This is a genomic window from Caballeronia calidae, assembly GCF_900044055.2.
GTDB lineage: Bacteria > Pseudomonadota > Gammaproteobacteria > Burkholderiales > Burkholderiaceae > Caballeronia > Caballeronia calidae.
On sequence record NZ_FCOX02000030.1, the window covers coordinates 19,839 to 45,481 of the forward strand.

The 25,643-nt window shown below is 63.1% G+C and carries 22 protein-coding genes and 2 pseudogenes; 21 read left to right on the forward strand and 3 right to left on the reverse strand.

What is annotated here, in order from left to right:
- Window positions 1-23 precede the first annotated feature (23 nt).
- The 10 genes and pseudogenes from AWB78_RS24410 to AWB78_RS24455 all read left to right on the forward strand — a co-directional run.
- Complete coding sequence (locus tag AWB78_RS24410; protein WP_062608563.1) at window positions 24-1,067, forward strand: LLM class flavin-dependent oxidoreductase; 1,044 nt, start codon at window positions 24-26, stop codon at window positions 1,065-1,067.
- Window positions 1,068-1,108: 41 nt separating this feature from the next.
- The gene (locus tag AWB78_RS24415; RefSeq protein ID WP_062608564.1) at window positions 1,109-2,581 is read left to right on the forward strand and encodes an aldehyde dehydrogenase; all 1,473 of its coding nucleotides are present in this window, start codon (window positions 1,109-1,111) and stop codon (window positions 2,579-2,581) included.
- Window positions 2,582-2,639: 58 nt separating this feature from the next.
- Complete coding sequence (locus AWB78_RS24420) at window positions 2,640-3,767, forward strand: zinc-dependent alcohol dehydrogenase family protein (protein WP_062608565.1); 1,128 nt, start codon at window positions 2,640-2,642, stop codon at window positions 3,765-3,767.
- Window positions 3,764-4,564 carry a poly(R)-hydroxyalkanoic acid synthase subunit PhaE gene (locus tag AWB78_RS24425; protein ID WP_062608566.1) on the forward strand — a complete coding sequence of 267 codons (801 nt, stop codon included), beginning with the start codon at window positions 3,764-3,766 and terminating at the stop codon, window positions 4,562-4,564. The genes AWB78_RS24420 and AWB78_RS24425 overlap by 4 nt, the downstream gene beginning before the upstream one ends.
- Window positions 4,565-4,572: 8 nt before the next feature.
- Window positions 4,573-5,682 (forward strand): class III poly(R)-hydroxyalkanoic acid synthase subunit PhaC, encoded by a 1,110-nt coding sequence (gene phaC / locus AWB78_RS24430; RefSeq protein ID WP_062608567.1) that lies wholly within the window; start codon window positions 4,573-4,575, stop codon window positions 5,680-5,682.
- Window positions 5,672-6,574, forward strand: coding sequence for an alpha/beta fold hydrolase (locus tag AWB78_RS24435; RefSeq protein ID WP_198399341.1), 903 nt, complete (start codon window positions 5,672-5,674; stop codon window positions 6,572-6,574). Before phaC ends, AWB78_RS24435 begins: the two co-directional genes overlap by 11 nt.
- A 31-nt stretch (window positions 6,575-6,605) precedes the next feature.
- Window positions 6,606-8,558: an acyl CoA:acetate/3-ketoacid CoA transferase gene (locus tag AWB78_RS24440; RefSeq protein ID WP_062608568.1), complete on the forward strand. Its 1,953-nt coding sequence runs from the start codon at window positions 6,606-6,608 to the stop codon at window positions 8,556-8,558.
- Window positions 8,559-8,785: 227 nt separating this feature from the next.
- On the forward strand, window positions 8,786-10,189 hold the full coding sequence (locus AWB78_RS24445) for a purine-cytosine permease family protein (RefSeq protein ID WP_062608569.1): 1,404 nt from the start codon (window positions 8,786-8,788) through the stop codon (window positions 10,187-10,189).
- A 52-nt stretch (window positions 10,190-10,241) separates the two neighbouring features.
- A complete protein-coding gene (locus tag AWB78_RS24450) occupies window positions 10,242-10,628 on the forward strand; it encodes a carboxymuconolactone decarboxylase family protein (protein ID WP_062608570.1) in 387 nt (128 codons plus the stop codon).
- 83 nt (window positions 10,629-10,711) lie between these two features.
- Window positions 10,712-11,649, forward strand: a pseudogene (locus AWB78_RS24455) (aldehyde dehydrogenase family protein); the annotation flags it as partial.
- On the opposite strand, the pseudogene AWB78_RS49810 reads toward AWB78_RS24455, so the two are convergent.
- Window positions 11,644-11,748, reverse strand: a pseudogene (locus tag AWB78_RS49810) (LysR family transcriptional regulator); the annotation flags it as partial. The pseudogenes AWB78_RS24455 and AWB78_RS49810 sit on opposite strands and share 6 nt — an antisense overlap.
- Window positions 11,749-12,155: 407 nt before the next feature.
- Between AWB78_RS49810 and ptsP the strand changes: the two are divergent.
- The 6 genes from ptsP to AWB78_RS24485 all read left to right on the forward strand — a co-directional run bounded on the left by ptsP (window position 12,156) and on the right by AWB78_RS24485 (window position 20,330).
- A complete protein-coding gene (gene ptsP, locus AWB78_RS24460; protein ID WP_062608571.1) occupies window positions 12,156-14,687 on the forward strand; it encodes a phosphoenolpyruvate--protein phosphotransferase in 2,532 nt (843 codons plus the stop codon).
- 31 nt (window positions 14,688-14,718) lie between these two features.
- Window positions 14,719-16,497: a PTS glucose transporter subunit IIBC gene (gene ptsG / locus AWB78_RS24465; RefSeq protein WP_062608572.1), complete on the forward strand. Its 1,779-nt coding sequence runs from the start codon at window positions 14,719-14,721 to the stop codon at window positions 16,495-16,497.
- A 126-nt stretch (window positions 16,498-16,623) separates the two neighbouring features.
- On the forward strand, window positions 16,624-17,526 hold the full coding sequence (locus AWB78_RS24470; RefSeq protein ID WP_062608573.1) for a DMT family transporter: 903 nt from the start codon (window positions 16,624-16,626) through the stop codon (window positions 17,524-17,526).
- 6 nt (window positions 17,527-17,532) lie between these two features.
- A complete protein-coding gene (locus AWB78_RS24475; RefSeq protein ID WP_062608574.1) occupies window positions 17,533-18,438 on the forward strand; it encodes a LysR family transcriptional regulator in 906 nt (301 codons plus the stop codon).
- Window positions 18,439-18,553: 115 nt separating this feature from the next.
- Window positions 18,554-19,192: an HAD-IA family hydrolase gene (locus AWB78_RS24480; RefSeq protein ID WP_096031838.1), complete on the forward strand. Its 639-nt coding sequence runs from the start codon at window positions 18,554-18,556 to the stop codon at window positions 19,190-19,192.
- A gap of 13 nt (window positions 19,193-19,205) precedes the next feature.
- Window positions 19,206-20,330 carry a DSD1 family PLP-dependent enzyme gene (locus AWB78_RS24485; RefSeq protein ID WP_062608638.1) on the forward strand — a complete coding sequence of 375 codons (1,125 nt, stop codon included), beginning with the start codon at window positions 19,206-19,208 and terminating at the stop codon, window positions 20,328-20,330.
- 11 nt (window positions 20,331-20,341) lie between these two features.
- Here AWB78_RS24485 and AWB78_RS24490 read toward each other — a convergent pair whose 3' ends face one another.
- Together AWB78_RS24490 and AWB78_RS24495 are read right to left on the reverse strand one after the other, a co-directional pair.
- Window positions 20,342-20,626, reverse strand: a complete 285-nt coding sequence (locus AWB78_RS24490; RefSeq protein WP_062608575.1) for a hypothetical protein — start codon at window positions 20,624-20,626, stop codon at window positions 20,342-20,344.
- Between the two features lie 90 nt (window positions 20,627-20,716).
- The gene (locus AWB78_RS24495) at window positions 20,717-21,931 is read right to left on the reverse strand and encodes a YeeE/YedE family protein (protein ID WP_062608576.1); all 1,215 of its coding nucleotides are present in this window, start codon (window positions 21,929-21,931) and stop codon (window positions 20,717-20,719) included.
- 119 nt (window positions 21,932-22,050) lie between these two features.
- On the opposite strand from AWB78_RS24495, the gene AWB78_RS24500 reads away from it, so the two are divergent.
- The 5 genes from AWB78_RS24500 to AWB78_RS47720 all read left to right on the forward strand — a co-directional run bounded on the left by AWB78_RS24500 (window position 22,051) and on the right by AWB78_RS47720 (window position 25,610).
- Window positions 22,051-22,731, forward strand: a complete 681-nt coding sequence (locus AWB78_RS24500) for a dihydrofolate reductase family protein (RefSeq protein ID WP_198399342.1) — start codon at window positions 22,051-22,053, stop codon at window positions 22,729-22,731.
- 126 nt (window positions 22,732-22,857) lie between these two features.
- Window positions 22,858-24,012 carry a DUF3182 family protein gene (locus tag AWB78_RS24505; RefSeq protein ID WP_062608578.1) on the forward strand — a complete coding sequence of 385 codons (1,155 nt, stop codon included), beginning with the start codon at window positions 22,858-22,860 and terminating at the stop codon, window positions 24,010-24,012.
- The gene (locus tag AWB78_RS24510) at window positions 24,013-24,786 is read left to right on the forward strand and encodes an alpha/beta hydrolase family protein (RefSeq protein ID WP_062608579.1); all 774 of its coding nucleotides are present in this window, start codon (window positions 24,013-24,015) and stop codon (window positions 24,784-24,786) included.
- Between the two features lie 78 nt (window positions 24,787-24,864).
- Complete coding sequence (locus AWB78_RS24515) at window positions 24,865-25,404, forward strand: hemerythrin domain-containing protein (RefSeq protein WP_062608580.1); 540 nt, start codon at window positions 24,865-24,867, stop codon at window positions 25,402-25,404.
- A gap of 29 nt (window positions 25,405-25,433) precedes the next feature.
- Window positions 25,434-25,610 (forward strand): hypothetical protein, encoded by a 177-nt coding sequence (locus AWB78_RS47720; protein ID WP_198399343.1) that lies wholly within the window; start codon window positions 25,434-25,436, stop codon window positions 25,608-25,610.
- Window positions 25,611-25,643: the final 33 nt, after the last annotated feature.

Genomic DNA, 25,643 nt, shown 5'->3' on the forward strand with positions numbered 1-25,643 from the left:
GAACAATCAGTGGAGAAGACGAGATGAAATTTTCTTTGTTTTTGCATATGGAGCGATACGACACCAAGACGTCGCATCGCGAATTGTTCGACCAGATGACCGAACTCGTGCAGCTCGCCGAGCGCGGCGGCTTCGAGACGGCCTGGATCGGCGAACACCACGCGATGGAATTCACGATCGCGCCGAATCCCTTCGTCAATCTGTCTTATCTCGCAGCGAAGACGGACAAGATTCGTCTCGGAACGGGCACTGTCATCGCTCCTTTCTGGCATCCGATCGCGCTTGCCGGTGAAGCGGGAATGGTCGATGTCGCGAGTAACGGGCGGCTCGATATCGGCATCGCGCGAGGCGCTTACTCGTTCGAATACGAACGGCTCTTGCCGGGTCTCGACGCAATGAGCGCTGGCGCGCGCATGCGCGAACTCGTTCCGGCGCTGCGCAAGCTGTTCAAGGGCGATTACGCGCATCAGGGTGAATTCTGGTCGTGGCCTTCGACCACGCCGGTGCCGCGTCCGATTCAGCAGCCGTATCCGCCGCTGTGGCTTGCCGCGCGTGATCCGAGTTCGCATGCCTTCGCGGTGGCCAACGGCTGCAACGTGCAAGTCACGTCGCTCGCTGCGGGTGACGCGGAAGTCGTGAGTCTCATGGATCGATTCAACGCCGCTTGCGCCGCGCACCCCGATGTTCCGCGTCCGCAAGTGATGATGCTGATGCACACGTTCGTCGGCGAAGATGCGGCGGAAGTCGACGCAGGTGTCGAAGATCTTGCGCGGTTCTATCGCTACTTCAGCAAGTGGTTCAAGAACGAGCGTCCTATCGAACAAGGTTTTATCGAGCAGCTCACGGACGCGGACGTCGATATGTTCCCGCAATACTCCGCCGAGTCGATTCGAAAGAATCTGGTGATTGGCGAAGCAGCCGATGTGATCGCGCGTTTGAAAAGCTATGAAGAACTTGGCTATGACCAGTACAGCTTCTGGCTCGACAGCCATATGAGTTTCGAGCGCAAAAAGAAGTCGCTGCAATTGTTCATCGACAAGGTTATGCCTGCATTCCAGACGCGATAAGGCGAACGCGAATCGTATTCTTCAAATCAGGAGCGGCCGACATGGTGCAGCGGTTTCAGCAATATATCGATGGTGCATTCGAAGACGCGAAGGAACACTTCGATAGCATCGATCCGTCCACAGGCGAAGTCTGGGCACACATGCCATCCGCAAGCGCGGACGATGTGGATCGTGCGGTGCAGGCGGCGCACCGTGCCTCCATGGACCCGGCGTGGGCGAATCTGAACGCAACCGCGCGCGGCAAGCTGCTATATCGTCTCGCGGAACTGGTCGCGCAACATGCGCCCCGGCTCGCCGAACTCGAAACGCGGGATAGCGGCAAGCTCATTCGCGAGACGCGGGCACAGATCGGCTATGTCGCGGAGTATTACCGCTATTACGCGGGCATCGCCGACAAGATGCAGGGCGCGTGGCTTCCCGTCGATAAGCCCGACATGGAAGTGACGGTGCGTCGAGAACCCGTCGGCGTGGTGGCCGCGATCGTGCCGTGGAATTCGCAACTGTTTCTGTCCGCGGTAAAAGTGGGACCGGCGCTCGCCGCTGGCTGCACGATCGTGCTCAAGGCTTCAGAAGACGGTCCCGCTCCGTTGCTCGAATTCGCGCGGCTGGTCCACGAAGCGGGCTTCCCGAAAGGCGTCGTCAACGTCGTGACGGGCTTCGGCAACGCGTGCGGACGCACGCTTACGAGCCATCCGCTCGTGTCGAAGATCGCGTTTACCGGCGGACCCGAAACGGCCCGTCATGTCGTGCGGAACTCGGCGGATAACCTTGCAGCGATGTCGCTCGAACTGGGTGGCAAATCGCCGGTACTGGTGTTCGACGATGCCGATATCGAAAGCGCGTGCAATGCCGTCGTCGCGGGTATTTTTGCGGCGACCGGACAAAGCTGCGTCGCCGGATCGCGTCTGGTGATTCAACGCGGCATTCACGATGCTTTCGTGGCGAAGCTCGTCGAGAAGGCCGAAGCGATTCGAATCGGCGATCCTCAGGATATGGCCACCGAAATGGGTCCGTTGGCCACTCGCCGACAACTCGACCATATCCAGAAAGTGCTGAAGGAAAGCGTCGAAGCGGGAGCCCGCGTGGCAACGGGCGGAAGCCAGCCTTCCGATAAAACCCGCGGCTTTTATTTCCAGCCGACGATTGTCGATTGCCCCAACACGCAAGTGCCGAGTGTGACGAACGAGTTGTTCGGTCCGGTGCTGAGCGTCGTGACATTCGATACCGAAGCGGAAGCCATCGCCATAGCCAACGACACGCGCTATGGCCTTGCATCGGGTGTCTTTACGACGAACCTGACGCGCGCGCATCGGCTCTCGCGTGCGCTGCGTGCGGGCATCGTCTGGGTGAATACCTATCGCGTCGTATCGCCCATCGTGCCGTTCGGCGGTTATGGCTTGAGCGGCCTGGGCCGTGAAGGCGGCTTCGATGCGGCGATGGAATACACGCGAACGAAGTCCGTCTGGATTCGAACCTCCGATGAACCGATCGTCGATCCGTTCGTCATGCGATGAACGTGCTCGAGCCTCAAGCTCGTTCATGCGTTCGTGACTATCTAATGGAACCAACAGAATGAAGATCAAAGCTGCTGTTTTGGAGGCTATGGGCGCGACGGCTCCCTATGCGGTTTCCCGTCCCCTGAAAATCGAAGACATCGAGCTTGCTCCACCGGGACCGGGCGAAGTGTCGATCAAGATCGCCGCGGCGGGGCTTTGCCACTCCGATCTATCGGTGATCAACGGCGACCGGCCGCGTCCGATGCCGATGGCGCTCGGCCATGAAGCCGCCGGCGTCGTCCAGGAACTGGGCGCGGATGTCACCGATCTTCAGGTGGGCGACCATGTCGTCGTCGTATTCGTGCCGAGTTGCGGGCACTGCGCGCCGTGTGCGGAAGGACGGCCCGCGCTGTGCGAGCCGGGTGCCGCCGCGAACGGCGCGGGTACGCTGCTTTCCGGTTCACGCCGTCTCACCCGCGATGGCGAAGTCGTCAATCATCATCTTGGCTGCTCTGTCTTCGCCGAATATGCGACCGTGTCGCGCCGCTCGGTCGTGAAGATCGATCCGAGCGTGCCGCTCGACGAAGCGGCGTTATTCGGCTGCGCGGTGCTGACGGGCGTAGGCGCCGTCGTGAACACCGCACAGGTTCGTGTCGGCGCGTCGGTGGCTGTCATCGGCCTGGGCGGTGTGGGACTGGCGGCGCTCATCGGCGCTCATGCGGCGGGCGCGCGGCAGATCATCGCGATCGACCTGTCGGATGAAAAGCTGGAGCAGGCCAAGAGTCTCGGCGCTACGCACGTCGTCAATGCAGGCCGCGAAGATGCGCTCGCGCACATTCGCGAGTTGAGTTCGGGCGGTGTCGAATACGCCTTCGAATTCGCCGGATCGATCCGCGCGCTGGACCTCGCGTACAACATCACGCGCCGTGGCGGATCGACCGTCACTGCGGGCTTGCCGCCTTCGACCGCGCGCTGGCCCATGCCCGCCGTGAGTCTCGTGGCTGAAGAGCGCACCGTGAAAGGCAGTTATATCGGCACGTGCGTTCCGTCGCGCGATATCCCGCACTTCATCGAGCTATACAAGCAAGGCCGTTTGCCGGTGGACAAACTGCTCACTGGCCGATTGACGCTCGACGAGATCAATCACGGCTTCGATCTCTTGCACGAAGGCCGCGCGATTCGCCAGGTGGTGGTGTTCGAATGAGCGACGCCAACGCAAACTGGACCGACGGATGGAATGCCATGCAGCAAGCGTTCTTCACGTCGATGAATCCTTCGGCGGCAGAGACCGCGAAACCGCTCATGCAGGAACAGTTCGCGGACTTGCAGGAAACGTGGAAAGAGTCCATCGAAAAGTGGACTTCCTTCGTCAAGAGCGGCGCCGACTCCGACGCGTGGACGCCGCAAGCGCTGAGCGAGATGTTCTCCCCTGCGCGATGGAGCGGCCGTGGCGCGGGCGCATTCGATGCCAGTTTGCAGCGCGTGATCGAAGGGCCCAAGTACGCGACGCTCTGGGACTTCGATCGAAAGATCGCTGAATTGCAGAAGAAGGCGAGAGAGCGAGATCAGGCTGTGCTGGCTTATCAGGCCATCGTGCAACGCGCATGGAACACGGCGCTCGAACGCTTGATGAAGTCGATGTCGTCATCCGAAGAAGGTGCGCCATCGACATGGCGCGGTCTGACCGATCGCTGGTTGAAGATCGCGAACGAAACGCTGATCGAGGCGCACCGGTCGGATGAATTCGTCGAAGCGCAAACGCGCATGTTGCGCGCAGCGTCGGATCATCGATTGAAGGAGCGCGCGATCGCCGAGTCGTGGTGCGAGGCTTATCACATCCCGACGCGCACTGAAGTCGATGAAATGCAGCGCACGATAACCGAATTGCGCCGGCAGGTTCGCCTGCTGCAACGACACAACGCGGCGCAACAAGAGACGACGACGCAGCCGGTTCGAAAGACCCGCGCGGCATCGAAGGCCACACGCCCGGTCCATTCCTGAGAGAACGTATGGCTGCAACCAAGAAATCGACCGCCGCACGGGCGCTCGCCGAATTCAGCGACTTCAACCTGAAACTCGCCCGCGGACAGCAGATGCTCGACCGGATCAAGGACGAGCACGTAGAGATCGCCACCGCCGACAAGGACGTCGTGTTTCGCGAAGACAAGACGACGTTGTATCGATACAGACCCACCGCCGAGCGCACGCTCGGGGTGCCGGTGCTCGTCGCGTATGGACAAATCGGCCGCTATACGATGACCGATCTGCAGGAAGACCGCTCGATGCTGCGTAATCTGCTCGCGCTCGGCGTCGATGTCTATGCGGTGGATTGGGGCAGCCCGACGCGCAGCGATCGATGGCTCACGTTCGAAGACTACGTCGATGTCTATCTGAACGACTGTATCGAGTTCATCTGTCGCGAGCACGGCATCTCGGCGATCAACCTGCTCGGCATTTGCGAAGGCGGCGTCTTCTCGCTGTGTTATGCGGCGCTTTATCCGGAACGCATCAAGAACCTGATTCTGACGATCACACCAGTGGATTTTCATCAGGACCAGGCAGAGGGCCGCGTCAATCACGGCTTGCTGAACCTCTGGACGCGCGGCTTGGGCGAGGATGACATCGACCAGTTGATCGAAGCGAACGGCAACTTGCCGGGCGAGCTGATGAGCCACGTCTTCTCGCAGATGACGCCGGGCGCGACCTTGTCGAAGTACAACGTAGGCTTGCTTGATACCTTCGACGACGAAAAGAAGCTGCTCAACTTCCTGCGCATGGAAAAGTGGCTGGCCGACCGGCCGCATCATCCGGGCGAGGCGGCCAAACAGTTGCTCGTCAACCTCTACAAGAACAACGAGCTGATACGCGGAGAATTCAAACTCGGCGGGCGCACTGTCGATCTGAACGATATTCGCATGCCGGTGCTCAACGTCTATGCGAAAGACGACCACATCATTCCTCCGAAGACGACTCAGGCGCTCCGCGATGCAGTGGGCAGCGACGATTATCGCGAGATCGGACTCGATGGCGGTCATGTCGGCGTGTTCGTGAGCGGCAAGTCTCAGGGCGTGCTGGGCAAGGGCATCGTCGAGTGGTTGCGCGAACGCGATGATGCGTGAGATCGATCCGCCCCTCGATGCAATGGCGCCGCGCCTCAAACAAGTCGATGTCATCGGGCGAGGCGGCTTTCACAAACTTGCGTATGCGGAATGGGGACCGTCGAAGGCCGAACGAACGGTGGTATGTGTTCATGGCGTGTCGCGCAACGGCCGGGATTTCGATGCGCTCGCCGCGTCGCTTGCCGCGCAGGGCATGCGCGTCATCGTGCCCGACCTTCCGGGACGCGGACGCAGCGAATGGCTCGCGGCGCCCAGTCACTACACCGACCGCGCCTATGTGCGCGCGATGTCGACGCTCATCGCTCGGCTCGATGTCGACCAGGTCGATTGGGTCGGCACGTCGCTCGGCGGTCATATCGGCATGCTGGTGGCGTCGGAACGCGGCACGCCGATACGCCGCCTCGTGCTCAACGACTTCGGCGCGCGCGTGTCGGCTGCGTCGCTGCGCAGGATCGGCAGCTATCTGACGCGTGCGTGGCGTTTCGACTCGCTCGAAGAAGTCGAAGCGCATCTGCGTGAAGTGCACGCGCCGTTCGGCAAGTTGAGCGATGCGCAGTGGCGTCATCTCGCTGTGCACAGCGCGGTCGATGATGGCGCGGGCAGCTTGCGTTTTCACTTCGATCCGGGCATCGGACTGCGCTTCGCGATACCGATTCTGCTCGATGTAATCCTGTGGCACATCTGGGACAAGATCGAATGCCCGGTGCTCATTTTGCGCGGCGAAGACTCCGACCTGCTGGCGCGCAGCACGGTAGACGCGATGCTCAAACGCGGGTTGGCCGCCGCCGCGGGACATGTAGCCGCGGTCGAGTTTGCCGATTGCGGTCACGCACCGGCACTGATGGACCCCGCACAAATCGATGTTATCCAGAACTACCTCTTAACCGACTAGCCGACGCTCGACCGGCGAACCCGAGACTGCCATGAATCAAGACAAGATCGTTACCGCCGATGAAGCCATTGCATTGATACGCGATGGCGATGTCGTGAGTTGCTCGGGATTCGTCGGCATTGGCACGCCCGAAGAATTGATTGCTTCGCTCGAACGGCGCTTCATCGAAACCGAAGGCCCGCGCGATCTCACGCTCGTTTTCGCGGCGGCGCCGGGTGACGGCAAGGAACGCGGGCTGAACCGGCTCGCGCACGAAGGACTCGTGCAACGCGCGATCGGCGGTCACTGGTCGCTGGTGCCGAAGCTCGGTAAGCTCGCGACCGACAATCGCATCCAGGCTTATAACCTGCCTCTCGGAACGATCTCGCATCTGTATCGCGATTCCGCCGCGCATCGCGCGGGCACGCTGACGAAGGTCGGACTCGGCACGTTCGTCGATCCGCGACAAAGCGGCGGCAAGATCAACGCGCGAACGACACAGGACATCGTGCGAGTCATGGAGATCGACGGCGAAGAATGGCTCTTCTACAAGGCGTTTCCGATCAACGTCGCGTTGATTCGCGGCACGACGGCCGACGCCGAAGGCAACATCACGATGGAGCGCGAAGCACTCATGCTCGACGCTCAGGCCGCCGCAATGGCCGCGCGAAATGCGAACGGACTCGTGATCGTTCAGGTGGAACGCATTGCATCGAGCGGGTCGCTCGACGCTCGCAGCGTGGTGATTCCCGGCGTGCTGGTCGATTGCGTGGTGCTGGCTAGACCCGAGGCTCACAAGCAAACCTATGCCACCGATTACAACGCAGCCTACTCGGGCGAGATTCGCGTTCCGGTGAACAAGATTCCGGCCCTGGCGCTCGATGAAAGAAAGCTGATCGCGCGCCGCTGTGCCTTCGAGTTACCGCTGGGCGGCGTAATCAATCTGGGAATCGGCATGCCCGAGGCGGTGGCGGCCGTCGCTGCCGAAGAACGCGTGCTCGATCACTTGACCCTGACTGCCGAACCCGGCGTGATCGGCGGCATGCCGCAAGGCGGTCTCGACTTCGGCGCGGGCATCAATACGCAGGCGCTGCTGCACCAAAATCAGCAGTTCGACTTCTACGATGGAGGCGGGCTGGACCTCGCGTGTCTCGGCATGGCAGAAATCGATCGTATGGGCAATGTGAACGTCAGCCGCTTCGGTTCGCGTCTTGCAGGGGCGGGCGGATTCATCAATATCAGTCAGAACGCTCGCCGGCTCGTGTTCGCCGGGACATTTACCGCCGGAGGAATCGTCACCGCCGTCGAAGCCGGTCAGATGCGAATCGTGACCGAAGGGCGGACCCGCAAGTTTGTCGAAGCAGTCGAGCAAGTGACGTTCAGCGGGCCGCTCGCGGCCGCGAAGGGGCAGTCGGTGTATTACGTCACCGAGCGATGCGTGTTCGCGCTTCGACCTGAAGGCCTTCAATTGATCGAAGTGGCGCCGGGTATCGATATCGAGCGTGACGTGCTGGCGCACATGGCGTTTCGGCCGATTATCGGCGACGTCGCGTTGATGGACCCGCGTATCTATCGCCCAAAACCGATGGGACTCGCTGCGGTTCTTCAGGATCTGCAACTGGCGGATCGCCTGAGTTACGACGAGGAGCGCAACATCCTGTTCGCCAACTTCGAAGGCATGGCGATCCGCGCTGACGGCGACATCGAATGTGTGCGGCGCGTCTTCGAAGGCATGTGCGCGCGCGTAGGGCGGCGTGTGGCGTTGATCGTCAACTACGACGGATTCCGGCTCGAAGAGTCGCTCGCCGACGCGTATTTCGAAATGGTCGCCGACTTACAGCGCAAACACTATTCGACGACTACGCGATACACCACGAGCGCCTTCATGCGCATGAAATTGGGCGATGCACTTGCTTCTCGACAGGCCGCCGCGCATATCTTCGAAACGCACGCCGAGGCTTCTAAATTCATTCATACCAACTCGCATGTCGCGGGCACAGTTTAAGCGTTTGTGCGGATGAAGTATTTAGGTATGCGGAGTTCTGAGTGCCACCGCGTTCCGACGCCAATAAGCCGTGTTACCAACTTGTAATCATCTGATAAAAACTAAGCGGGTTAACGCCGATGGGATGCCGTACTATGGTATGCCATCATATTCTCAACGTGCAGGGAAGCCTTTTGGGAGTTTGGAGGCCCTGCCTGGCAAATTCATTATGAGTAGATGGAGACACCATGAAAGACTCAGCGGATGACAACGCCGTTTTTTCGATCGAGAGCGACTCGATCGAGTATGTCGGCCCCGAACATCGACACGGCAAGCCGAGTGACTTGTTCACGTTATGGTTCTGCACGAATGTGGCGCCGTTGGCCGTGATCTCGGGCGCCACGTCCGTACTGGTATTTCATCTGGATCTCAAGAGCGCGATTCTCGCGATCGTGCTCGGCCAGTTTTTCGGCGCAATTTTTCACGCGCTGACGTCCGCGCAAGGGCCGCTCGTCGGCGTCGCGCAGATGATTCAAAGCCGCGCGCAATTCGGTCGATATGGATCACTGCTGGTGGTGGGATTCACGACGCTTATCTATCTCGGGTTCTTTGTCTCGAACATCATTCTGTCGGGAAAAACGCTTCATGCGGCTGTCCCCGTCGTCCCCGAATCGATCGCGCCGGTCATTGGCGCGCTTCTCTCCACGCTGATCGGGGTCCTGGGCTATAACCTGATTCATCGCTTCAACAAGGTGGGCGCATGGTTCATGGGAGGCGCGCTTCTCATCGGCATGGCGCTGCTGATTCCGAACCTGACCGCTGCGGCGCTTCATCAGGGACACTTCGATCTTGCCAACTGGTTCGCAATGTTCGGACTGTGCGCGATCTGGCAGATCAGCTTTGCACCCTATACGTCGGATTACTCGCGCTATCTTCCCAAGTCGACTGGCTTCGGCAAAGTCTTCGCGTTCACGTATTTCGGCACCTCGCTCGGGACGATCTTCGCGTTCATATTCGGCGCAGTGGCGGTGAGCGCGGGGCAGGGCACCGACGCGATGCAGGCCATTCAGACGCAAACGGGCGCGTTCGGTCATGTCCTGATCTTTCTGTTCCTGATCAACATCATCGGCCACAACGGAATGAATCTTTATGGCGCGGTGCTCTCCGTCATCACGGCCGCGCAAACATTCAGCCCGAAATGGCTTCCGGGGCGCAACGTTCGGATCGTTGTATCGACGGCGCTGCTGATTGCTTCGACCGCAACTGCATTGTGGGCGTCGAACAACTTTCTCTCGATCTTCCTGAGTGCAATCTTCGCGCTGCGTATCGTGCTGGCTCCGTGGATTGCGATCAATCTTGTCGACTTCTATCTGATTAACAATAAGACCTATCAAGTCGAAGAGATCATCAGCAGTACCGGCGGCGCATATGGATCCTTCAACTTCAAGGCAATCGGTGTCTATGTCTTCGGAATTGCGATTCAGATTCCCTTCATGGAAGAGTATTTCCATGGCGTGTGGGCAAACATCGCGGGTGGCGCCGATGTCTCGTGGATGATCGGTCTGGTTATCTCCGCGCTGGTCTACTACGCGCTTGCGTCGAAACGCCATGCTCACGCGCGTCGTGGCGCTCCCTCGCATACTCGCGCTTGAAAGTGAACACGCTGTTACTTTCCATCCAGATCCACGCTTCAAAGGAGCCAAAATGAGTGACGACGATGCGCTGTTCGAGAAGGGCATGCCAATCCGACGCGCGGTACTGGGCGCAGAATATGTCGATGCGTCGATGGCGAAAGCCGACGAGTTCATGATGTCGTTCCAACGCGCCACGACGTCGTGGGCGTGGGGATGGGCGTGGGGAGATCCCACGCTCGATAACCGAACGCGCAGCCTGATGAATCTGGCGATGCTTACCGCGACAGGACACACGGAAGAGCTGAAGCTGCATGTCAAAGGCGCGTTGAATAACGGTCTTACGGTCGATGAAATCAAGGCTGCGTTGCTTCATGCCACTGCCTACTCGGGCATTCCATGTGGACTCGGTGCATTCAAGGCGGCCCACGAAGTTCTCAAGCGAGAAGGCGCCATCTAGCGAAATGCAAGCGAGGCGGTGAATTTGCCGGCTCGCTGAAGATGCATCCTTCACATCAGCAAGGACTCGTTTTCGGCTAGCTCTCTGGCTGTCCGGTCATCGTCAAGGCGCATCCGGCACATCCGGGCACTTCAGAACTCGTCGGCCGCGCGGAGCAAAAGGCCGTCGGGGAGTGCGGGATGCCAGAAGGCACATTCTCCCTCTTGTTTGACAGCGGCCTCGAGATCGGTAGGGGGTTGGTGACGGACAGCCGCGTCAAGGCGGCCGGCTTCACCGGCTCGCGCGCCGGCGGCACGGCGCTGATGAAGATCGCGGCGGCGCGCTCTGAACCGATCCCCGTCTACGCCGAAATGGGCCGCATCAACCCCGTTCTGTTGTTCCCGAACGCGCTTAAGAATCGAGCCGAAGGCATCGCGAGAGCCTTCGTGCAGTCGCTTGTCCTGGGCGGAGGGCAGTTTTGCACGAACCCGGGCCTGGTGTTCGCCATAGATGGTCCGGACCTCGACAGGTTCGTCGCGGAGGCATCGGCGGCGCTGAAGGAAACGTCAGCGCAGACCATGCTCACACCGGGTATCTGCAAGAACTACCAGAGCGCCGCGTCGCGCGTGGCAGGACACGCGGATGTGGTGACCGCCGCGCGTGGCGTCGAAGCCCAGGGTGCCACCCAGGTCAGTCGGCGCTGTTCGTGACCAACGCCGATGCCTTTCGCAACAGCCATGAGCTACAAGACGAAATATTCGGCGCGTCATCGCTGGTCGTGCGCTGCTCGAGCCTCGACGAAATGCTCGAACGAATCGAATCGCTCGAAGGCCAATTGACGTCTGCGCTACACATCGATCAAGCAGATTACGCTGACGCGAAGCGCCTTCTGCCCGCGCTCGAGCGCCGCACCGGCCGCATCCTGGTGAACGGTTTCGGCACGGGAGTGGAAGTCGGCCACGCGATGGTGCACGGCGGCCCGTACCCGTCGACAGCGGATGGCCGATCGACCTCGGTCGGTAGCCTCGCGATCAACCTGTTCGAGCAACTGGATCTGTCGCGAGAGCGGCGGCGGCGTCATGAAGAGCCGCGCCGCGGCGCGCCCGAAGTGCAATTCCTCCGCAACAAAGCGCTCACGCATGTCGCACGGCAGCGGGGACCGGTACTGTAGGCAGATCGCCGGTATTCAAATTGACATAATACAAATTAGCGCACGATTTACGTTTAGTATGAAGATTAGAGTAAAACCGGACGTCGAGACTGCCGGCGTTCTCAACCGCATGGCGCGCTACGCATGTCGCGCTCCGAACGACTCGCGCGGCGCCACATCGCAGCCCGCAATCAACCCATCCCAATGTTTCAAAATCCGAATCAATATCGCCCCGCGCGTCGCTAATATTAATGATCCCATGAACGATCATTCGCTCAGCGAAGCACGCATGCGTTGCCTATGATTTAGCTCAGGCCCGTTCAAGTCTTCCTGCAGCGCATCGTCCAGCACGTCCTGGGTATCGACCTCAAACCGCCAAGGGACAAGGAGTCGTTCAGATGAAAGCTCCTCAGCGATTGGCGCGAATCGAGTTGATGGCGCCGCTTTCCGGCGTGATGGTGCAACTCGAAACCGTGCCCGATCCGGTTTTCGCACAGAAGATGGTCGGCGATGGCGTGTCGATCGATCCCACCTCCGATGAACTGCTCTGCCCGCTTCCAGGCAAGGTCACGCAACTGCATCGCGCGGCGCATGCGGTGACCGTGACGGGCGAAAGCGGGCTCCAAGTGCTGATACATATCGGCCTCGACACCGTGATGTTGCGCGGCGAAGGCTTCACGCCGCTCGTCAAGGAAGGCGACACGGTCACCACGGGCCAGCCGCTGATCCGCTTCGATCCGGTCGTCGTCGGTGCGCGGGCCGTCAGCCTGCTCACACAGATGGTCATCGCGAACGGCGAGCTCGTCACGCGCTACGTGCCCGCGACGGGCCTCGTCACGGCGGGCCAGGACGTGGCGTTGTCGGTGGAGTTCGTCGGCGGCGCGCGCGAGGGCACGAGCGGCGGCGCGGCAGGTGCGATTCTTTCCGACGAGGTCGAGCTGCCGAATCCGCAAGGCCTGCACGCGCGGCCCGCCGCCGTGTTCGCGGCCGAAGCCAAGAAATACAAATCCGATATCCGCGTGGTGCGAGGCGGCGACAGCGCGAACGCGAAGTCCGTCGTCGCGCTGATGGCGCTCGCGACGAAGTTCGGCGACAAGCTGCGCGTCGAGGCCGCCGGTCCCGATGCGGGCGAAGCCGCAGCCGCGCTTGCGCGCCTGCTTGCGTCCGGCTCGGGCGAGAAGCCCGGCGATGCGCCCGCCCCGGCCGCGGTCGTGCCGGAAGCGGCCGCTCCGAAGCGCACCGCGCCCGCCGACGCGAACGAGTTCACCGGCGTATCGGCATCGCCGGGGCTCGCGGTCGGCAAGATCGTGCAGTTCCGTCAGGAAGTCATCGATGTCGCCGAAGCGGGCGAATCGCCGCAGCGCGAGCGGGCACGTCTCGATGCCGCGCGCCACGAAGCGCGTCAGCAGATCGAGGCACTGAAGGCGAAGCTGACCGATCCGTCGAAGGCGCAGATCCTCGACGCGCATCTCGAACTGCTCGACGATCCCGATCTCAACGACGCGGCCATCGCTGGCATCAGCGACGGCAAGAGCGCGGGCTTTGCGTGGCGCGGCGCGTTCGAGACGCAGGCGAGCGCACTGGATAAAGTCGACAACGCGCTGTTGCGCGAACGCGCGGGCGATATCCGCGATGTCGGCCGCCGCGTGCTGGCGCTGCTCGCGGGCGTGAAGCAGGCGCATATCGACGTGCCCGGCGAATCGATCCTGATCGCCGAAGAGCTTTCGCCTTCCGATACGGCCTCGCTCGATCGCAGCAAGGTGCTCGGTTTCTGCACGACGACCGGCGGCGCCACGAGCCACGTCGCGATCCTCGCGCGCTCGCTCGGCATTCCGGCGATCTGCGGCATCGACGAAGACGCGCTGCAATTGCCCGATGGCACGCTCGTCGTGCTCGACGGCTCGCATGGCAGCCTGCGGCGCAACCCGAGCGCGGAAGATCTCGCGAAGGCGCGCGAGCGCATCGAGCGTCAGACGAAGAAGCGTGAGGAAGAAAAAGTCGCCGCGAGCAAGCGCGCCCTCACCGCCGATGGTCATCGCGTCGAGGTGGTCGCGAATATCCGGAACGCGCAGGAAGCGCGCGACGCCGTCGCGGCAGGCGCGGAAGGCGTCGGACTTCTGCGTTCCGAATTTTTGTTCGACAACCGCGATACCGCGCCCTCCGAAGACGAGCAGGCCGCCGAATATTGCGCGGTCGCCGAAGCGCTCGGCCGCGAGCGTCCGCTCGTCGTGCGCACGCTCGATGTCGGCGGCGACAAGCCGCTTTCCTACATGCCGCTGGCGAAGGAGGACAACCCGTTCCTTGGTCTGCGCGGCGTGCGCGTGAGCCTCGATCGTCCCGACATCTTCCGCGTGCAGTTGCGCGCGATCCTGCGGGCCGCGTCCATCGGCAATCTGCACATCATGTTTCCGATGGTCGCCGCGATCGAGGAAGTGCGCGCGGCCAGGCAGATCCTTCAGGAAGAAGCCGGCGATCGCATCGGCAGCGTGAAGATCGGCGTGATGATCGAAGTGCCGTCCGCCGCGCTCATCGCCGAGCCGCTCGCACGAGAGGTCGATTTCTTTTCCATCGGCACCAACGATCTGACGCAGTACACGGTCGCGATGGATCGCGGTCATCCGAAGCTCGCGAAGCAGGCCGACGCGCTCCATCCGGCGGTGCTGCGTCTCATCGGCATGACGGTCGACGGCGCGCACAAGCACGGCAAGTGGGTGGGCGTGTGCGGCGGCATCGCATCGGATGCGATGGCCGTGCCGGTGCTCGTCGGGCTCGGCATCGACGAATTGTCGGTGAGCGTGCCCGCCGTCGGCTCGATCAAGGCGCAGCTCGCGCGCCTCACGATGGACGAAGCGCGCAAGCTCGCGGCGCAAGTCATCACGCTCGGCACCGCCGCCGAAGTGCGCGCCCTGCTCGCCCCGTACGGGGAATAAACGAAATAAGCGGAACAAGCGGAGACCCGACATGTTCAAGAATGCCTTTGGGGTCGTGCAGAAAGTCGGCAAATCGTTGATGCTGCCGGTGGCGGTTCTGCCGGTGGCGGGCCTCCTGCTCGGCCTCGGCGCGACCGATTTCCACGGCTACGTGCCCGCCATCGTGCTCGCGCTGATGAAGAACGCGGGCGACGTGATCTTCGGCAACCTGCCGCTCATCTTCGCGATCGGCGTCGCGCTCGGCTTCACCGAGAACGACGGCGTTTCGGGCATCGCCGCGACCATCGGCTATCTCGTGATGACGGCGACGCTCGGCGTGATCGCCAAATGGGAAGGCGTCCAGCCCGACATGATCATGGGCATTCCGTCGATCCAGACCGGTGTGTTCGGCGGCATTCTCGCGGGCGGCCTTGCGGCGTGGCTGTTCAACCGCTACTACAAGATTGCGCTGCCGCCCTATCTCGGCTTCTTCGCGGGCAAACGCTTCGTGCCGATCGTCACCGCCATCGGTGCGATCGTGCTCGGCGGGATTCTCTCCGTCGTGTGGCCGCCGATCGGCGGCGCAATCAGGGCGTTTTCCCACTGGGCGGCAGTATCCGATCCACGCACGGCGGCGACGATCTACGGCTTTGTCGAACGTCTGCTGATTCCGTTTGGCCTGCACCACATCTGGAACGTGCCGTTCTTCTTCGAGGCCGGAAGCTTCCTCGACCCGACGACGGGCAAGGAGGTTCATGGCGACATCACTCGCTTCTTCGCCGGTGACCCCACGGCCGGGATTTTCGCGGGGGCCTTTTTCTTCAAGATGTTCGGTCTGCCAGCGGCGGCGATCGCGATCTGGCATTGCGCGAAGCCGGAGAAGAAGGTCGCAGTGGGCGGCATGATGGTGTCGGCAGCGCTGACCTCATTTCTCACGGGCATCACCGAGCCGATCGAGTTCGCGTTCCTGTTCGTCGCGCCGGTGCTGTACTTCATTCACGCGTGTCTCGCGGCATCCGCGCAATTCGTCGCGAACACGTTGAACATGCACATGGGGTTCACTTTCTCGCAAGGCGCGATCGACTTCGTGATGTTCAACCTCATCGGCAACAAGGCGACGCATGCGTGGTACGTCTTCATCCTCGGGCCGATCTACGCGGGTATCTACTACTGCGTGTTCCGCTTCGTGATCAGCCGCTTCGACATGAAGACGCCCGGCCGCGAGGACGATACCGTTGGCACTGTCGCGGTGAGCAGCAGCGCCGAAGGCGGACGCTCACGCGATCTCGTGCTCGCGTTCGGCGGGCGATCGAACATCAAGAGCCTCGATGCGTGCATCACGCGCCTGCGCATCACGGTGAACGATCCCGCGCTCGTCGACGATGCCCGGCTGAAGGCGCTCGGCGCGGCGGGCGTCTTGCGCGTGGGCAATGGCGTGCAGGCGATCTTCGGGCCGCTGTCGGAGAACATGAAGACCGACATGCAGGAATACCTGAAGACCGCGGGCAGCGACGCCGATCTGCCGGCCGCAGGCGCGCCCGCCGCTGCGACGCAAGCCGCGAGCGCGCCCGTCGTGGCCGTCGTGCAGGATCCGGCGCAACAGAAGGCGCGCGCCGAAGGGATACGCGCGGCGCTGGGCGGCGCGGCCAATATCCTGAAGCTCGAACCGCTCGCGGCCACGCGCCTGCGCGTCGCGCTCGGCGATACATCGCGGCTCGATGCCGCCGCGTTGAAAGCGGCCGGCGTGCCCGCGACGCAATCGCTTGCCAATGGCGAGATGGATCTGATCGTCGGACTCGAAGCGGCGGATATCGCCGGTGCGATGCGATGAACCTCATGCGTGTGTCGCCGGAACTCGCCTTTTCGATCATGTGATCGACGAGGCAACCGGCGACCACGCCGCCGGCGGTCGTCAGCTATGCGATGATTCGAAGCTCCGCCACGAATCCATCGCATCATGACTTCCACCGCCGCCACGCGCACGAGCCATCTTCCGCTCGCGAGCATCGGCTTCATCCTTGCCTCGATGCTCTGCTTCGCGATCGTCGATACGCTCGCGAAAGCCATCGCCATGCACTATCCGGCCAACGAGCTCACGTTCTTTCGCATGTTGTTCGGCCTCGTTCCGGCCATCGCGGCGTGCTGTGTCGGCGAGCGCTCGCTGATCGATCGCGTGAAGCGCCTCGATATCAAGGGCCAGACGTGGCGCGCGCTCACGCTGCTCGGCGCGTCCGGCTTCTTCTTCGCGGGCCTGCCCTATATTCCGCTCGGCGAGGCCGTGGCGATCGCGTATTCGGAGACGCTGCTCGTCGTCGTGCTCGCGCCGTTCATCCTGAAAGAGCGGCTGACGTCGCGTTCGGCCGTGGCGGCGTTGATCGGCTTCGCGGGCGTGCTGCTGGTCGTGCGGCCGGGCGGCGGCGAATCGAGCTGGCTCGGGCCGCTGCTGCTTCTGTCGAGCGCGCTGTGCGGCGCGTTATCCATCATCCAGATCAAGCGCATTCGCGCCACGGACGATTCGCGCACCACCGTGCTGTTTTTCACCGCGGTCGGCACGCTCGTCACGGCCAGCACGCTCGCATTCAGCTGGAAGACGCCGACGCTCGACGCGCTGTTGTTGATGGCCTTGCTCGGCGCATTGGCGACGGTCGGCCAGATATTGATGACGGTCGCGTTCCGGCGCGCCGACGCCGGCACGCTCGCGCCATTCAACTACACGAGCATCGTGTGGGCGGCGTTGTTCGCTTATATCGCGTGGGGCGAAACGATCGCGCCCCTTTCGCTCGCGGGCATCGCGCTGATCGTCGGCAGCGCGATCGCGGTTGCATGGCAGCGCAAGCTGCCTGAAGGTCCGCTTGCCTGAACCACGATGACCGATACCGCCGACATTCGCTTTCTCCTCACGATTCAACAGAGCGGCAGTCTCGTCGCGACCGGACGCAAGCTCGGCCTCTCGCCATCGGCCGTATCGCAGCGCTTGCAGCAACTGGAAAAGAAGCTCGGCACGCGTCTGCTCGACCGGTCCGCGCGCAAACTGCATTTCACGGAGGAAGGCGCGCTGCTGTGCCAGCGCGGGGCGGAACTGATCGAACAGTTCGATGCGCTCTTCGACGAATTGCAGATGCGCCGCGGCGGCCTCGTCGGCAAGCTGAAGATCAATGCGCCGCTCGGCTTCGGCCGGCGTTATCTCGCACCCGTCATCGCGGATTTTCAGCGCGATCATCCCGACGTCGATATCGCGCTCACGCTTTCCGATGAACCTTTGACCGAAACCGCCGACCGCTTCGATATCGTCGTGCATATCGGCGCGTTGCGGGCGTCGAATCTGGTTGGTCACGCGATTGCGCCGAATGCGCGTTTCGTCTGCGCGTCGCCCGCGTTCGTGAAGCGCTTCGGCATGCCCGAGACACCGCACGATCTCGCGCATCTGCCCTGCATCGTGCTGCATGAGAACAAGGAAGACGCATCGCTTTGGCACTTCAGCAAGGGACGCACGAGTTGCAGCGTGCGCGTCGAATCGAAGCTGAGCTGCAACGATGGCGACGTGATCCGGCGCTGGGCGATCGAAGGACGCGGCGTCATCCTGCGTTCCGAATGGGACGTCGCGGACGATATCCGCAAGGGCGCGCTGGTGCGGCTCCTGCCGTCATGGAAAGCGCCCGATGCGAACGTGGTCGCGCTCACGCGCAATCGCGCGGGCCTGCCGCGCAGAACCCGCGAATTCATGCAGTATCTGCAGTCGCGCTTCAGGCCGCTCGCGCCATGGCGCGGTTGAAGATTCAGTTTTTCTGCATCATGGAATCAGCGTGGCTGCATCGAAGCAAAACTATAATCGACACCATCGCTGAATGACGCTCGCAGAGGAGCAGCCATCCGTGAACGATACGTCGATGTCAACGCACTATCCGAAGGCCGTTCTCTTCGACCTTCTCACCGCATTGCTCGATTCGTGGACGCTGTGGAACGCGTCGGCGGGATCGCCCGATAAAGGCCGGACGTGGCGCGCGGCCTATCTGAAGCTCACCTACGCGTGCGGGGCTTATGTCGATTACGAAACACTCGTGCGGCAGGCTGCCAGCGATGTCGGCTTGCCGCCAGGCGCGGCGGACGCGCTGAGGCGGAACTGGCGCGATCTGAAGCCGTGGAGCGGCGCGCAAGCCGCGCTCGAACGCTTGCGGCCGCATTGCCGGCTCGCGGTCGTCACCAATTGCTCGGTCGCGCTCGGACGTGAAGCCGCGTCGCTCGTGCCGGTCCAATGGGACGTGGTCGTCACCGCCGAAGAAGCCGGTTGCTACAAGCCCAACGCGCGGCCTTATCTCCTGGCGCTGGAAAAGCTCGGCGTCGCGGCGAAGGATGCGGCGTTCGTCGCGGGATCGAGCTACGACATGCTCGGCACCGCGCCCATCGGCTTGCGCACGTACTGGCATAACCGCATCGGCCTTGCGCCGGTCGAAGGCAGCGCCGCGCCCGATATCGAATCCCCGACACTCGAAGCGCTTCCCGCATGGGCGAGCCGCTTCCATGCGTAACCGGTCAATGAACATGAATCTCGAGCAACTCGACACACCCGCCGCGATCGTCGATACCGGCAAAATGCAGCGCAATATCGACGCGATGCAGGCACGCATGAACGCGCTCGGCGTGAGCTTCCGTCCGCATGTGAAGACGACGAAATGCGTCGATGTCGTGCGCGCGCAGATCGCGGCGGGCGCGCAAGGCATCACCGTATCGACGCTGAAGGAAGCCGAGGAATTTTTCGCGGCGGGCATCACGGACATTCTCTATGCGGTGGGCATGGCGCCCGCGAAGCTGCCGCGCGCGATGGCGCTCAAGCAGCAAGGCTGCGATCTCAAGATCATCGCGGACAACGCGGCGGCGGCATCGGCGATCGTCGATTTTTGCAGGGCCGCGAACGATACGTTCGACGTCTGGCTCGAAGTCGATACCGACGGACATCGCTCCGGACTCGCGCCCGAGGACGACGCCTTGCTCGCGATCGGCCGCATTCTGCACGAAGGCGGCATCGAAGTCGGCGGCGTGATGACGCATGCCGGCTCGAGCTACGAGCTGAACGATTCCGAAGCGCTTGCCGCACTGGCCGAGCAGGAACGCGCGGGCTGCGTGCGCGCGGCCGAACGTCTGCGAGCGGCGGGCATCGCGTGCAGGACCGTCAGCGTCGGCTCGACGCCCACGGCGCTGGCCGCGAAGCATCTCGAAGGCGTCACCGAAGTGCGCGCGGGCGTCTACGTGTTCTTCGATCTCGTGATGGCGAATGTCGGCGTGTGCGATTCGAGCGATATCGCGTTGAGCGTGCTCACGAGCGTTATCGGTCATCAGCCCGACAAGGGCTGGGTCATCGTCGATGCGGGATGGATGGCGATGAGCCGCGACCGCGGCACATCGAAGCAGACGCGCGATTACGGCTATGGACTCGCGTGCGCGCTCGATGGCACGCCGCTTGAAGGCTGCGAGCTAGCCGGCGCCAATCAGGAGCACGGCATCCTCGCCGTGACACATGCGGACGATCTCGCGCGACGCTTTCCCATCGGCATGAAACTGCGCATCCTGCCGAATCATGCGTGCGCAACGGGCGCGCAGTATCCCGAGTATCACGCGCTCATGAGCGATGGCAGCACCGAGGCGTGGCGGCGCTTTCACGGCTGGTGACGCGCCCCGCTCTATTCTTCGCCGGTGACCCACTTCTTGGTGGCGTGATAGCCGCGTTTGGACGTATCGGCAATGGCGTGGCCGGCGGATTTCGATGTATCGGCGATCGCGTGGCCAGCCGATTTCGCGCCGTCGCCAATGGCGTGCGCGGCATCGCGCGCCGCGTGTCCGGTCTGGCGTCCGGCGGACTTCACGTCTTCCTTGAACTGATGCGCGCCCGACTCGAGACTCGCATGCGCTAGCGGGCTGAGCGCGAGCAGCAGCGCCGGGACGATGAGCAAAGAGGTCTTTTTCATGCCGACGATTTTCGCACAACGCGCCGCCCGGTGATCGATTCGAGAACCGGAACGGGCGATTGAAAAAAACGTCGGCAGTTCATCGAGACATCAGCACGACGTCGGTCGCAGGCGCTCCACTTCGAGCCCGAAGAACGGACGCAGCCGCGTGCCGAGCACGTTGCCGAAGAACGCGGCGACGAGCCACAGCCAGCCGTGCAGGCTGCCCGACACGATGCCGCTGAAATACGCACCGATGTTGCAGCCGTACGCGAGCCGCGCGCCATAGCCGAGCAGCAGACCGCCGACGATGGCCGCGATCAGCGAGCGCATCGGCACGCGCCACACGGGCGCATAGCGGCCCGCGAGCGCGGCGGCGAGCATCGCGCCGAGCACGATGCCGATATCCATCACCGACGTGACGTCGCGCGAAATGGGCGCGGCGAGCGCTGCCGCGTTGGCCTTGCTCATCCAGTACGGCCAGCTCGCGGTATCGACGCCGACGAGCGCGGCCGCCTTCGCGCCCCACAACGCGAATGCCGACGTGATGCCCCAGGGCCTGCCGGACAGCGCGAGCGTCGCGAAGTTGAGCACCGCGAGCGCGATGCCGCCCGCCACCAGCGGCCAGGGCCCGTGCAGCCACGGCGACGTATGCGGTGGCTGCACATGCGCGGCGACGAGCTTCCCGTGACGACGTTTCTCGATCACGACGGTCAACGCCGCGATCAGCGCGAACACGATCCAGTTGACGGCGAGCGCGGGCCCGGCGCCGAGCGCCTTCACGAGCGAAACCGGCTGCAGATGCGGCAGCGCGGTCCAGAACGGCATGTGCGCGGTCGCGATGACGGAGCCCGCGATGAACGCCGCGAGCGTCACGATCATGCGCGTGCTGCCGCCGCCGACCGTGTACAGCGTGCCCGATGCGCAGCCGCCGCCGAGCTGCATGCCGATACCGAAGATGAACGCACCCACGACCACCGACGTGCCCGCCGGCGACACGAGCCCGGTCACCGGCATGCCGAAGAGCGTGCCCGCGGCCAGCGCGGGAAAGAACAGCGCGACGCCGACCGCGAGCATCAGCATTTGCGCGCGCAGGCCTGCGCCGCGGCCATCGGCGATGAACACGCGCCACGCCGACGTAAAGCCGAACGCCGCGTGATACAGCGACACGCCGAGCAGCGCGCCGACCACATAGAGCGCGGCCTGGCGCAGGCCGACGGTTTGCCCGAGATAGACCGCGCCGAGCACGATCAGCAGCGCGGCGATGCCGAGCGGCTTCGGATCGATGTCCGCGCGGCGCGGAATCGAAGTAGCGAAATCTGACATGAGAGAAACCAATAAAAAGCGGAACAACCTGTGATTTTCTCGCGTTTTGCAGATCTTCGCAGGCGGCACGGCGCTTGCATCGTCTGCTGCAATCTGCCCCCTCTTGTCCGGAGAAAAGCGTGCATATCGTCTGCCACATGATGTCGTCGATCGACGGCCGCAGCCTCACCGATAACTGGAATCTCGATTTCGCGTCGCCCACGTACGAAGACACCGCCGCGCGCTTCAAGGCCGATGCATGGGTCTGCGGCCGCGTCACGATGCAGGAAATCTCGCACGGCAAGGACCGCGGCTATCCGCGCGGACTTGCGAAAGGCCCCATTCCGCGCACCGATCACTTCGCGAAACGCGATGCGAGCCAGTACGCGATATCGATCGATCCGAAGGGCCGCGTCGCGTGGAAAAGCAATACGGCGCTCGATTCGCATATCGTCGAAGTGCTCGCCGAGAGCGTGGAGGACGATTACCTCGCGTATCTGCAATCGATCGGCGCGTCGTATGTGTTCGGCGGCAAGGACGACATCGAACTGAAGCGCGTCGTCGAAACACTCGAGCGCGAGCTGAAGATCGCGAAGCTGATCGTCGAAGGCGGCGGGCATGTGTCGGGTGCGTTCGTCAATGCGCAGCTTGCCGATGAAGTCAGCGTGCTGCTCATGCCGCTCGTCGACGGACGCGAAGCGCACACGTCGTCGTTCGAAGTGGCGATGGACAAGTGGAAGAAGCCCACGTATCTGAAGCTCGAATCGGTCGAAAAACTGGAACACGACGTAGTCTGGTTGCGTTACACGCGCACGGCCTGACACGCTGCACCGGAGCCGTCCAGGCGCGCCTGCGGCGGCACGAAGCTTGCTCGCATCAGCCTGCGCAGGCCGGACGTAAGCCTGCCGCAACTTGGTCGCAAGCGTTTCATACCGGGGAGCGCGCGCATGAACGCATCGTCTGATGATCATGATCTGGTCGTGCTCGTCCATAGCGGCGGCAAGAAGGCCGCGGGCGGCGGGCACGAAATCGATACGCAGCGCGCACTCGCCGGCCAGCTCGCGGCGCTCATCGGCGCGCCTTTTCGCGGGGCATTCGATGCTGCGCGGCCCTGCCCGCATCGATACATCGTCCCCGACGACACGCTTTCAGCCGGCGATGCGCAACGCATGGGCATCACCGGCGAAGACGATCTCTTCGGCGGCGTCGTGCCTCATCCGTTCGTCGCGACGAAGGTGATCGCGCACGGTCTGCCGCCGAACGCGCGCGCGAAGCCCGCCGGATGGTCCGACGAACTCGGCGAGCGTGTGCGGCATCTCGTGCTGCCGGGCTATTCCGCTTTTTCGCGCGAAGACGCCCATGCCGCCGCCGCGCTGCTATGGAGAGACGGCGCGGTGAGGCTCAAGCGCCCTTCGGGCATCGGCGGAAGCGGACAGGCGGTCATCGCCGATGAAAGCGAGCTCGACGCGCAACTCGACGACATCGGCGACGACTTGCTGCGCACCGAAGGCATCGTGCTGGAGCGAGACTTGCGGGACATCGCTACGTTCAGCGTGGGGCGTATCCGTCTGCGCTCGCAAGAAGCGAGCTACTACGGCGTGCAACACCTGACGCGCAACAATCACGGGCACAGCGTGTACGGCGGATCGGATCTCGTCGTCGTGCGCGGCGGATTCGACGCGCTGGAACGCATCGACATGCCGGAACACGCGCGCACCTCGATTCGACTCGCCCGCGAGTTCGATGCCGCGATCCGCGACGCCTTCCCCGGCTTCCTCGCGTCGCGCCGCAACTACGATGTGGCCTGCGGCGCCGATGACGAGGGCCGTCATCGTTGCGGCGTGCTCGAACAATCGTGGCGTCTCGGCGGCGCGAGCGGCGCGGAAATCGGCGCATTGCGGGCGTTCGCGAACGATCCCGCGCTCGAGGTCGTGCATGCGTCGACCGTCGAAGCATACGGCGCGGACACCGACGTGCCCGCCGACGCGTGCATCTACTATCGCGGCGTCGATCCGCACGGCGGGCCCATCACGAAGTTCTATACGGTCGATACGGTCGATACGACGCGCAACGCGGCCTTCCCGAAGCAAAGGAGCGAGTGAATGGCGGCAGACCGGCAGCAGATCCAGATTCCCGTCGAACGCGGCTATCTCGACGGCACCGTCGTGACGCCCGCGACGACCATACCGGGCATCCTGTTCGTGCACGGCTGGGGCGGCGATCAGGCGCAGTACATGGAGCGCGCGCGTCAGGCGGCGGCGCTCGGCTGCGTATGCCTCACCTTCGATCTGACCGGCCACGCGCGCACGAAGGAAGCGCAGGAGACGGTGACGCGCGAAACGAATCTCGGCGACGTGCTCGCGGCGTACGACACGCTGGCCGCGCATCCGCTCGTCGACAAGACGTCGATCGCGGTGATCGGCAGCAGCTACGGCGGCTATCTCGCGGCGATCGCCACCTCGATGCGGCCGGTGCGATGGCTCGGTCTGCGCGTGCCCGCGCTCTATCTCGACGAGGGCTGGACCATCGCGAAGCGCGCGCTGCACAAGGAGCACGATCTCGTCGCGTACCGCAGACGCATCGTGTCCGCGAGCGAAAACCGGGCGCTGGGCGCGTCCGCGGAATTCGGCGGCGATGTGCTGCTCGTCGAATCCGAGCACGACGAAACCGTGCCGCATACGGTGCTGGCCAGCTATCTTCAGGCGTTTTTGCGCGCGCATTCGCTGACATATCGCGTGATCCAGGGCGCGGATCACGGCTTGTCGGATGAAGGCAGCCAGCGCGCGTACACGGCGCTCGTCATCAACTGGCTCGCGGAAATGATCGGCGGACGACGCGCGGGCAGCCGCGGCGAAGCGCCGGGCCTCATCACGTGATCGTGCCGCGCGGCCGCGCAACCGGGTCCGCGCCTTGCTGTTCACTGGGACCATTCAACTTCACGAACGGAGGACACGATGCCCCGCCAAGCCCCCACAGAGACGACTTCCGCCACCGCCCGGACCGCGCAGAGCCAGGACGCCCTTCAGATGCTCACCGAGGATCATCGCGCCGTCCAGAAGCTCTTCGAAGCGTTCGAGAAAGCCGCGAAGGACGATCTCGATGCGAAAACCACGCTGGTGCGGCGCGCCTGCGAAGAGCTCACCGTGCACGCGATGATCGAAGAGGAACTGCTCTATCCCGCGGCGCAGGAAGCGCTCGATGAAGACGACCGGCCCGATGTCGAGGAAGCCTATGTCGAACACTTTCTCGTGAAGGTGCTGATCGAAAAGTTTGCGAAGCTGAGAGCGGGCGATGCCGGCTTCGACGCGACCTTCAAGGTGATGAGCGAAATGGTGAGCCATCACATCGAAGAGGAAGAGTCGGACCTGTTTCCGAAGCTGCGCAAGTCCGGCGCCGATCTCGACGAGCTCGGCAGAAAGATGATGCAGCGCAAGGAAGAACTGGAGTCGAAGATCCCGAAGGATGCGGGCGATAACACGACGCGCCTGCATTGACGCTCATCGACACTTCCCGGAGCCGAAGCATGAAGAACCCTTGGGTGAAGAAGAATCCGTTCCTCAGCATGTGGCTTTCCGGCGCCAACGCGGTGATCGGCGCGACGCGAGGCCGCGCCACCGCGCAGGCGAAGCGGCAGGCAGCGACGTTCTGGTCGGCGGCACTCACGCCACCGAAACCGAAGAAGCGTCGCGCCCGGCGCTGAGGCTCCTTCCTTCGATGCGGACGCTTCGGCATC

Bases quoted from the DNA above. Each gene is read 5' to 3' on its own strand.
- AWB78_RS24445 (WP_062608569.1), top strand. From the start codon at position 8,786: ATGAAAGACTCAGCGGATGACAACGCCGTTTTTTCGATCGAGAGCGAC.
- AWB78_RS24415 (WP_062608564.1), top strand. From the start codon at position 1,109: ATGGTGCAGCGGTTTCAGCAATATATCGATGGTGCATTCGAAGACGCG.
- AWB78_RS24450 (WP_062608570.1), top strand. From the start codon at position 10,242: ATGAGTGACGACGATGCGCTGTTCGAGAAGGGCATGCCAATCCGACGC.
- AWB78_RS24515 (WP_062608580.1), top strand. From the start codon at position 24,865: ATGCCCCGCCAAGCCCCCACAGAGACGACTTCCGCCACCGCCCGGACC.
- phaC (WP_062608567.1), top strand. From the start codon at position 4,573: ATGGCTGCAACCAAGAAATCGACCGCCGCACGGGCGCTCGCCGAATTC.
- AWB78_RS47720 (WP_198399343.1), top strand. From the start codon at position 25,434: ATGAAGAACCCTTGGGTGAAGAAGAATCCGTTCCTCAGCATGTGGCTT.
- AWB78_RS24425 (WP_062608566.1), top strand. From the start codon at position 3,764: ATGAGCGACGCCAACGCAAACTGGACCGACGGATGGAATGCCATGCAG.
- AWB78_RS24475 (WP_062608574.1), top strand. From the start codon at position 17,533: ATGACCGATACCGCCGACATTCGCTTTCTCCTCACGATTCAACAGAGC.
- AWB78_RS24410 (WP_062608563.1), top strand. From the start codon at position 24: ATGAAATTTTCTTTGTTTTTGCATATGGAGCGATACGACACCAAGACG.
- ptsG (WP_062608572.1), top strand. From the start codon at position 14,719: ATGTTCAAGAATGCCTTTGGGGTCGTGCAGAAAGTCGGCAAATCGTTG.
- AWB78_RS24440 (WP_062608568.1), top strand. From the start codon at position 6,606: ATGAATCAAGACAAGATCGTTACCGCCGATGAAGCCATTGCATTGATA.
- AWB78_RS24510 (WP_062608579.1), top strand. From the start codon at position 24,013: ATGGCGGCAGACCGGCAGCAGATCCAGATTCCCGTCGAACGCGGCTAT.
- AWB78_RS24505 (WP_062608578.1), top strand. From the start codon at position 22,858: ATGAACGCATCGTCTGATGATCATGATCTGGTCGTGCTCGTCCATAGC.
- AWB78_RS24435 (WP_198399341.1), top strand. From the start codon at position 5,672: ATGATGCGTGAGATCGATCCGCCCCTCGATGCAATGGCGCCGCGCCTC.
- AWB78_RS24490 (WP_062608575.1), bottom strand. From the start codon at position 20,626: ATGAAAAAGACCTCTTTGCTCATCGTCCCGGCGCTGCTGCTCGCGCTC.
- ptsP (WP_062608571.1), top strand. From the start codon at position 12,156: ATGAAAGCTCCTCAGCGATTGGCGCGAATCGAGTTGATGGCGCCGCTT.
- AWB78_RS24485 (WP_062608638.1), top strand. From the start codon at position 19,206: ATGAATCTCGAGCAACTCGACACACCCGCCGCGATCGTCGATACCGGC.
- AWB78_RS24495 (WP_062608576.1), bottom strand. From the start codon at position 21,931: ATGTCAGATTTCGCTACTTCGATTCCGCGCCGCGCGGACATCGATCCG.
- AWB78_RS24480 (WP_096031838.1), top strand. From the start codon at position 18,554: ATGTCAACGCACTATCCGAAGGCCGTTCTCTTCGACCTTCTCACCGCA.
- AWB78_RS24420 (WP_062608565.1), top strand. From the start codon at position 2,640: ATGAAGATCAAAGCTGCTGTTTTGGAGGCTATGGGCGCGACGGCTCCC.
- AWB78_RS24470 (WP_062608573.1), top strand. From the start codon at position 16,624: ATGACTTCCACCGCCGCCACGCGCACGAGCCATCTTCCGCTCGCGAGC.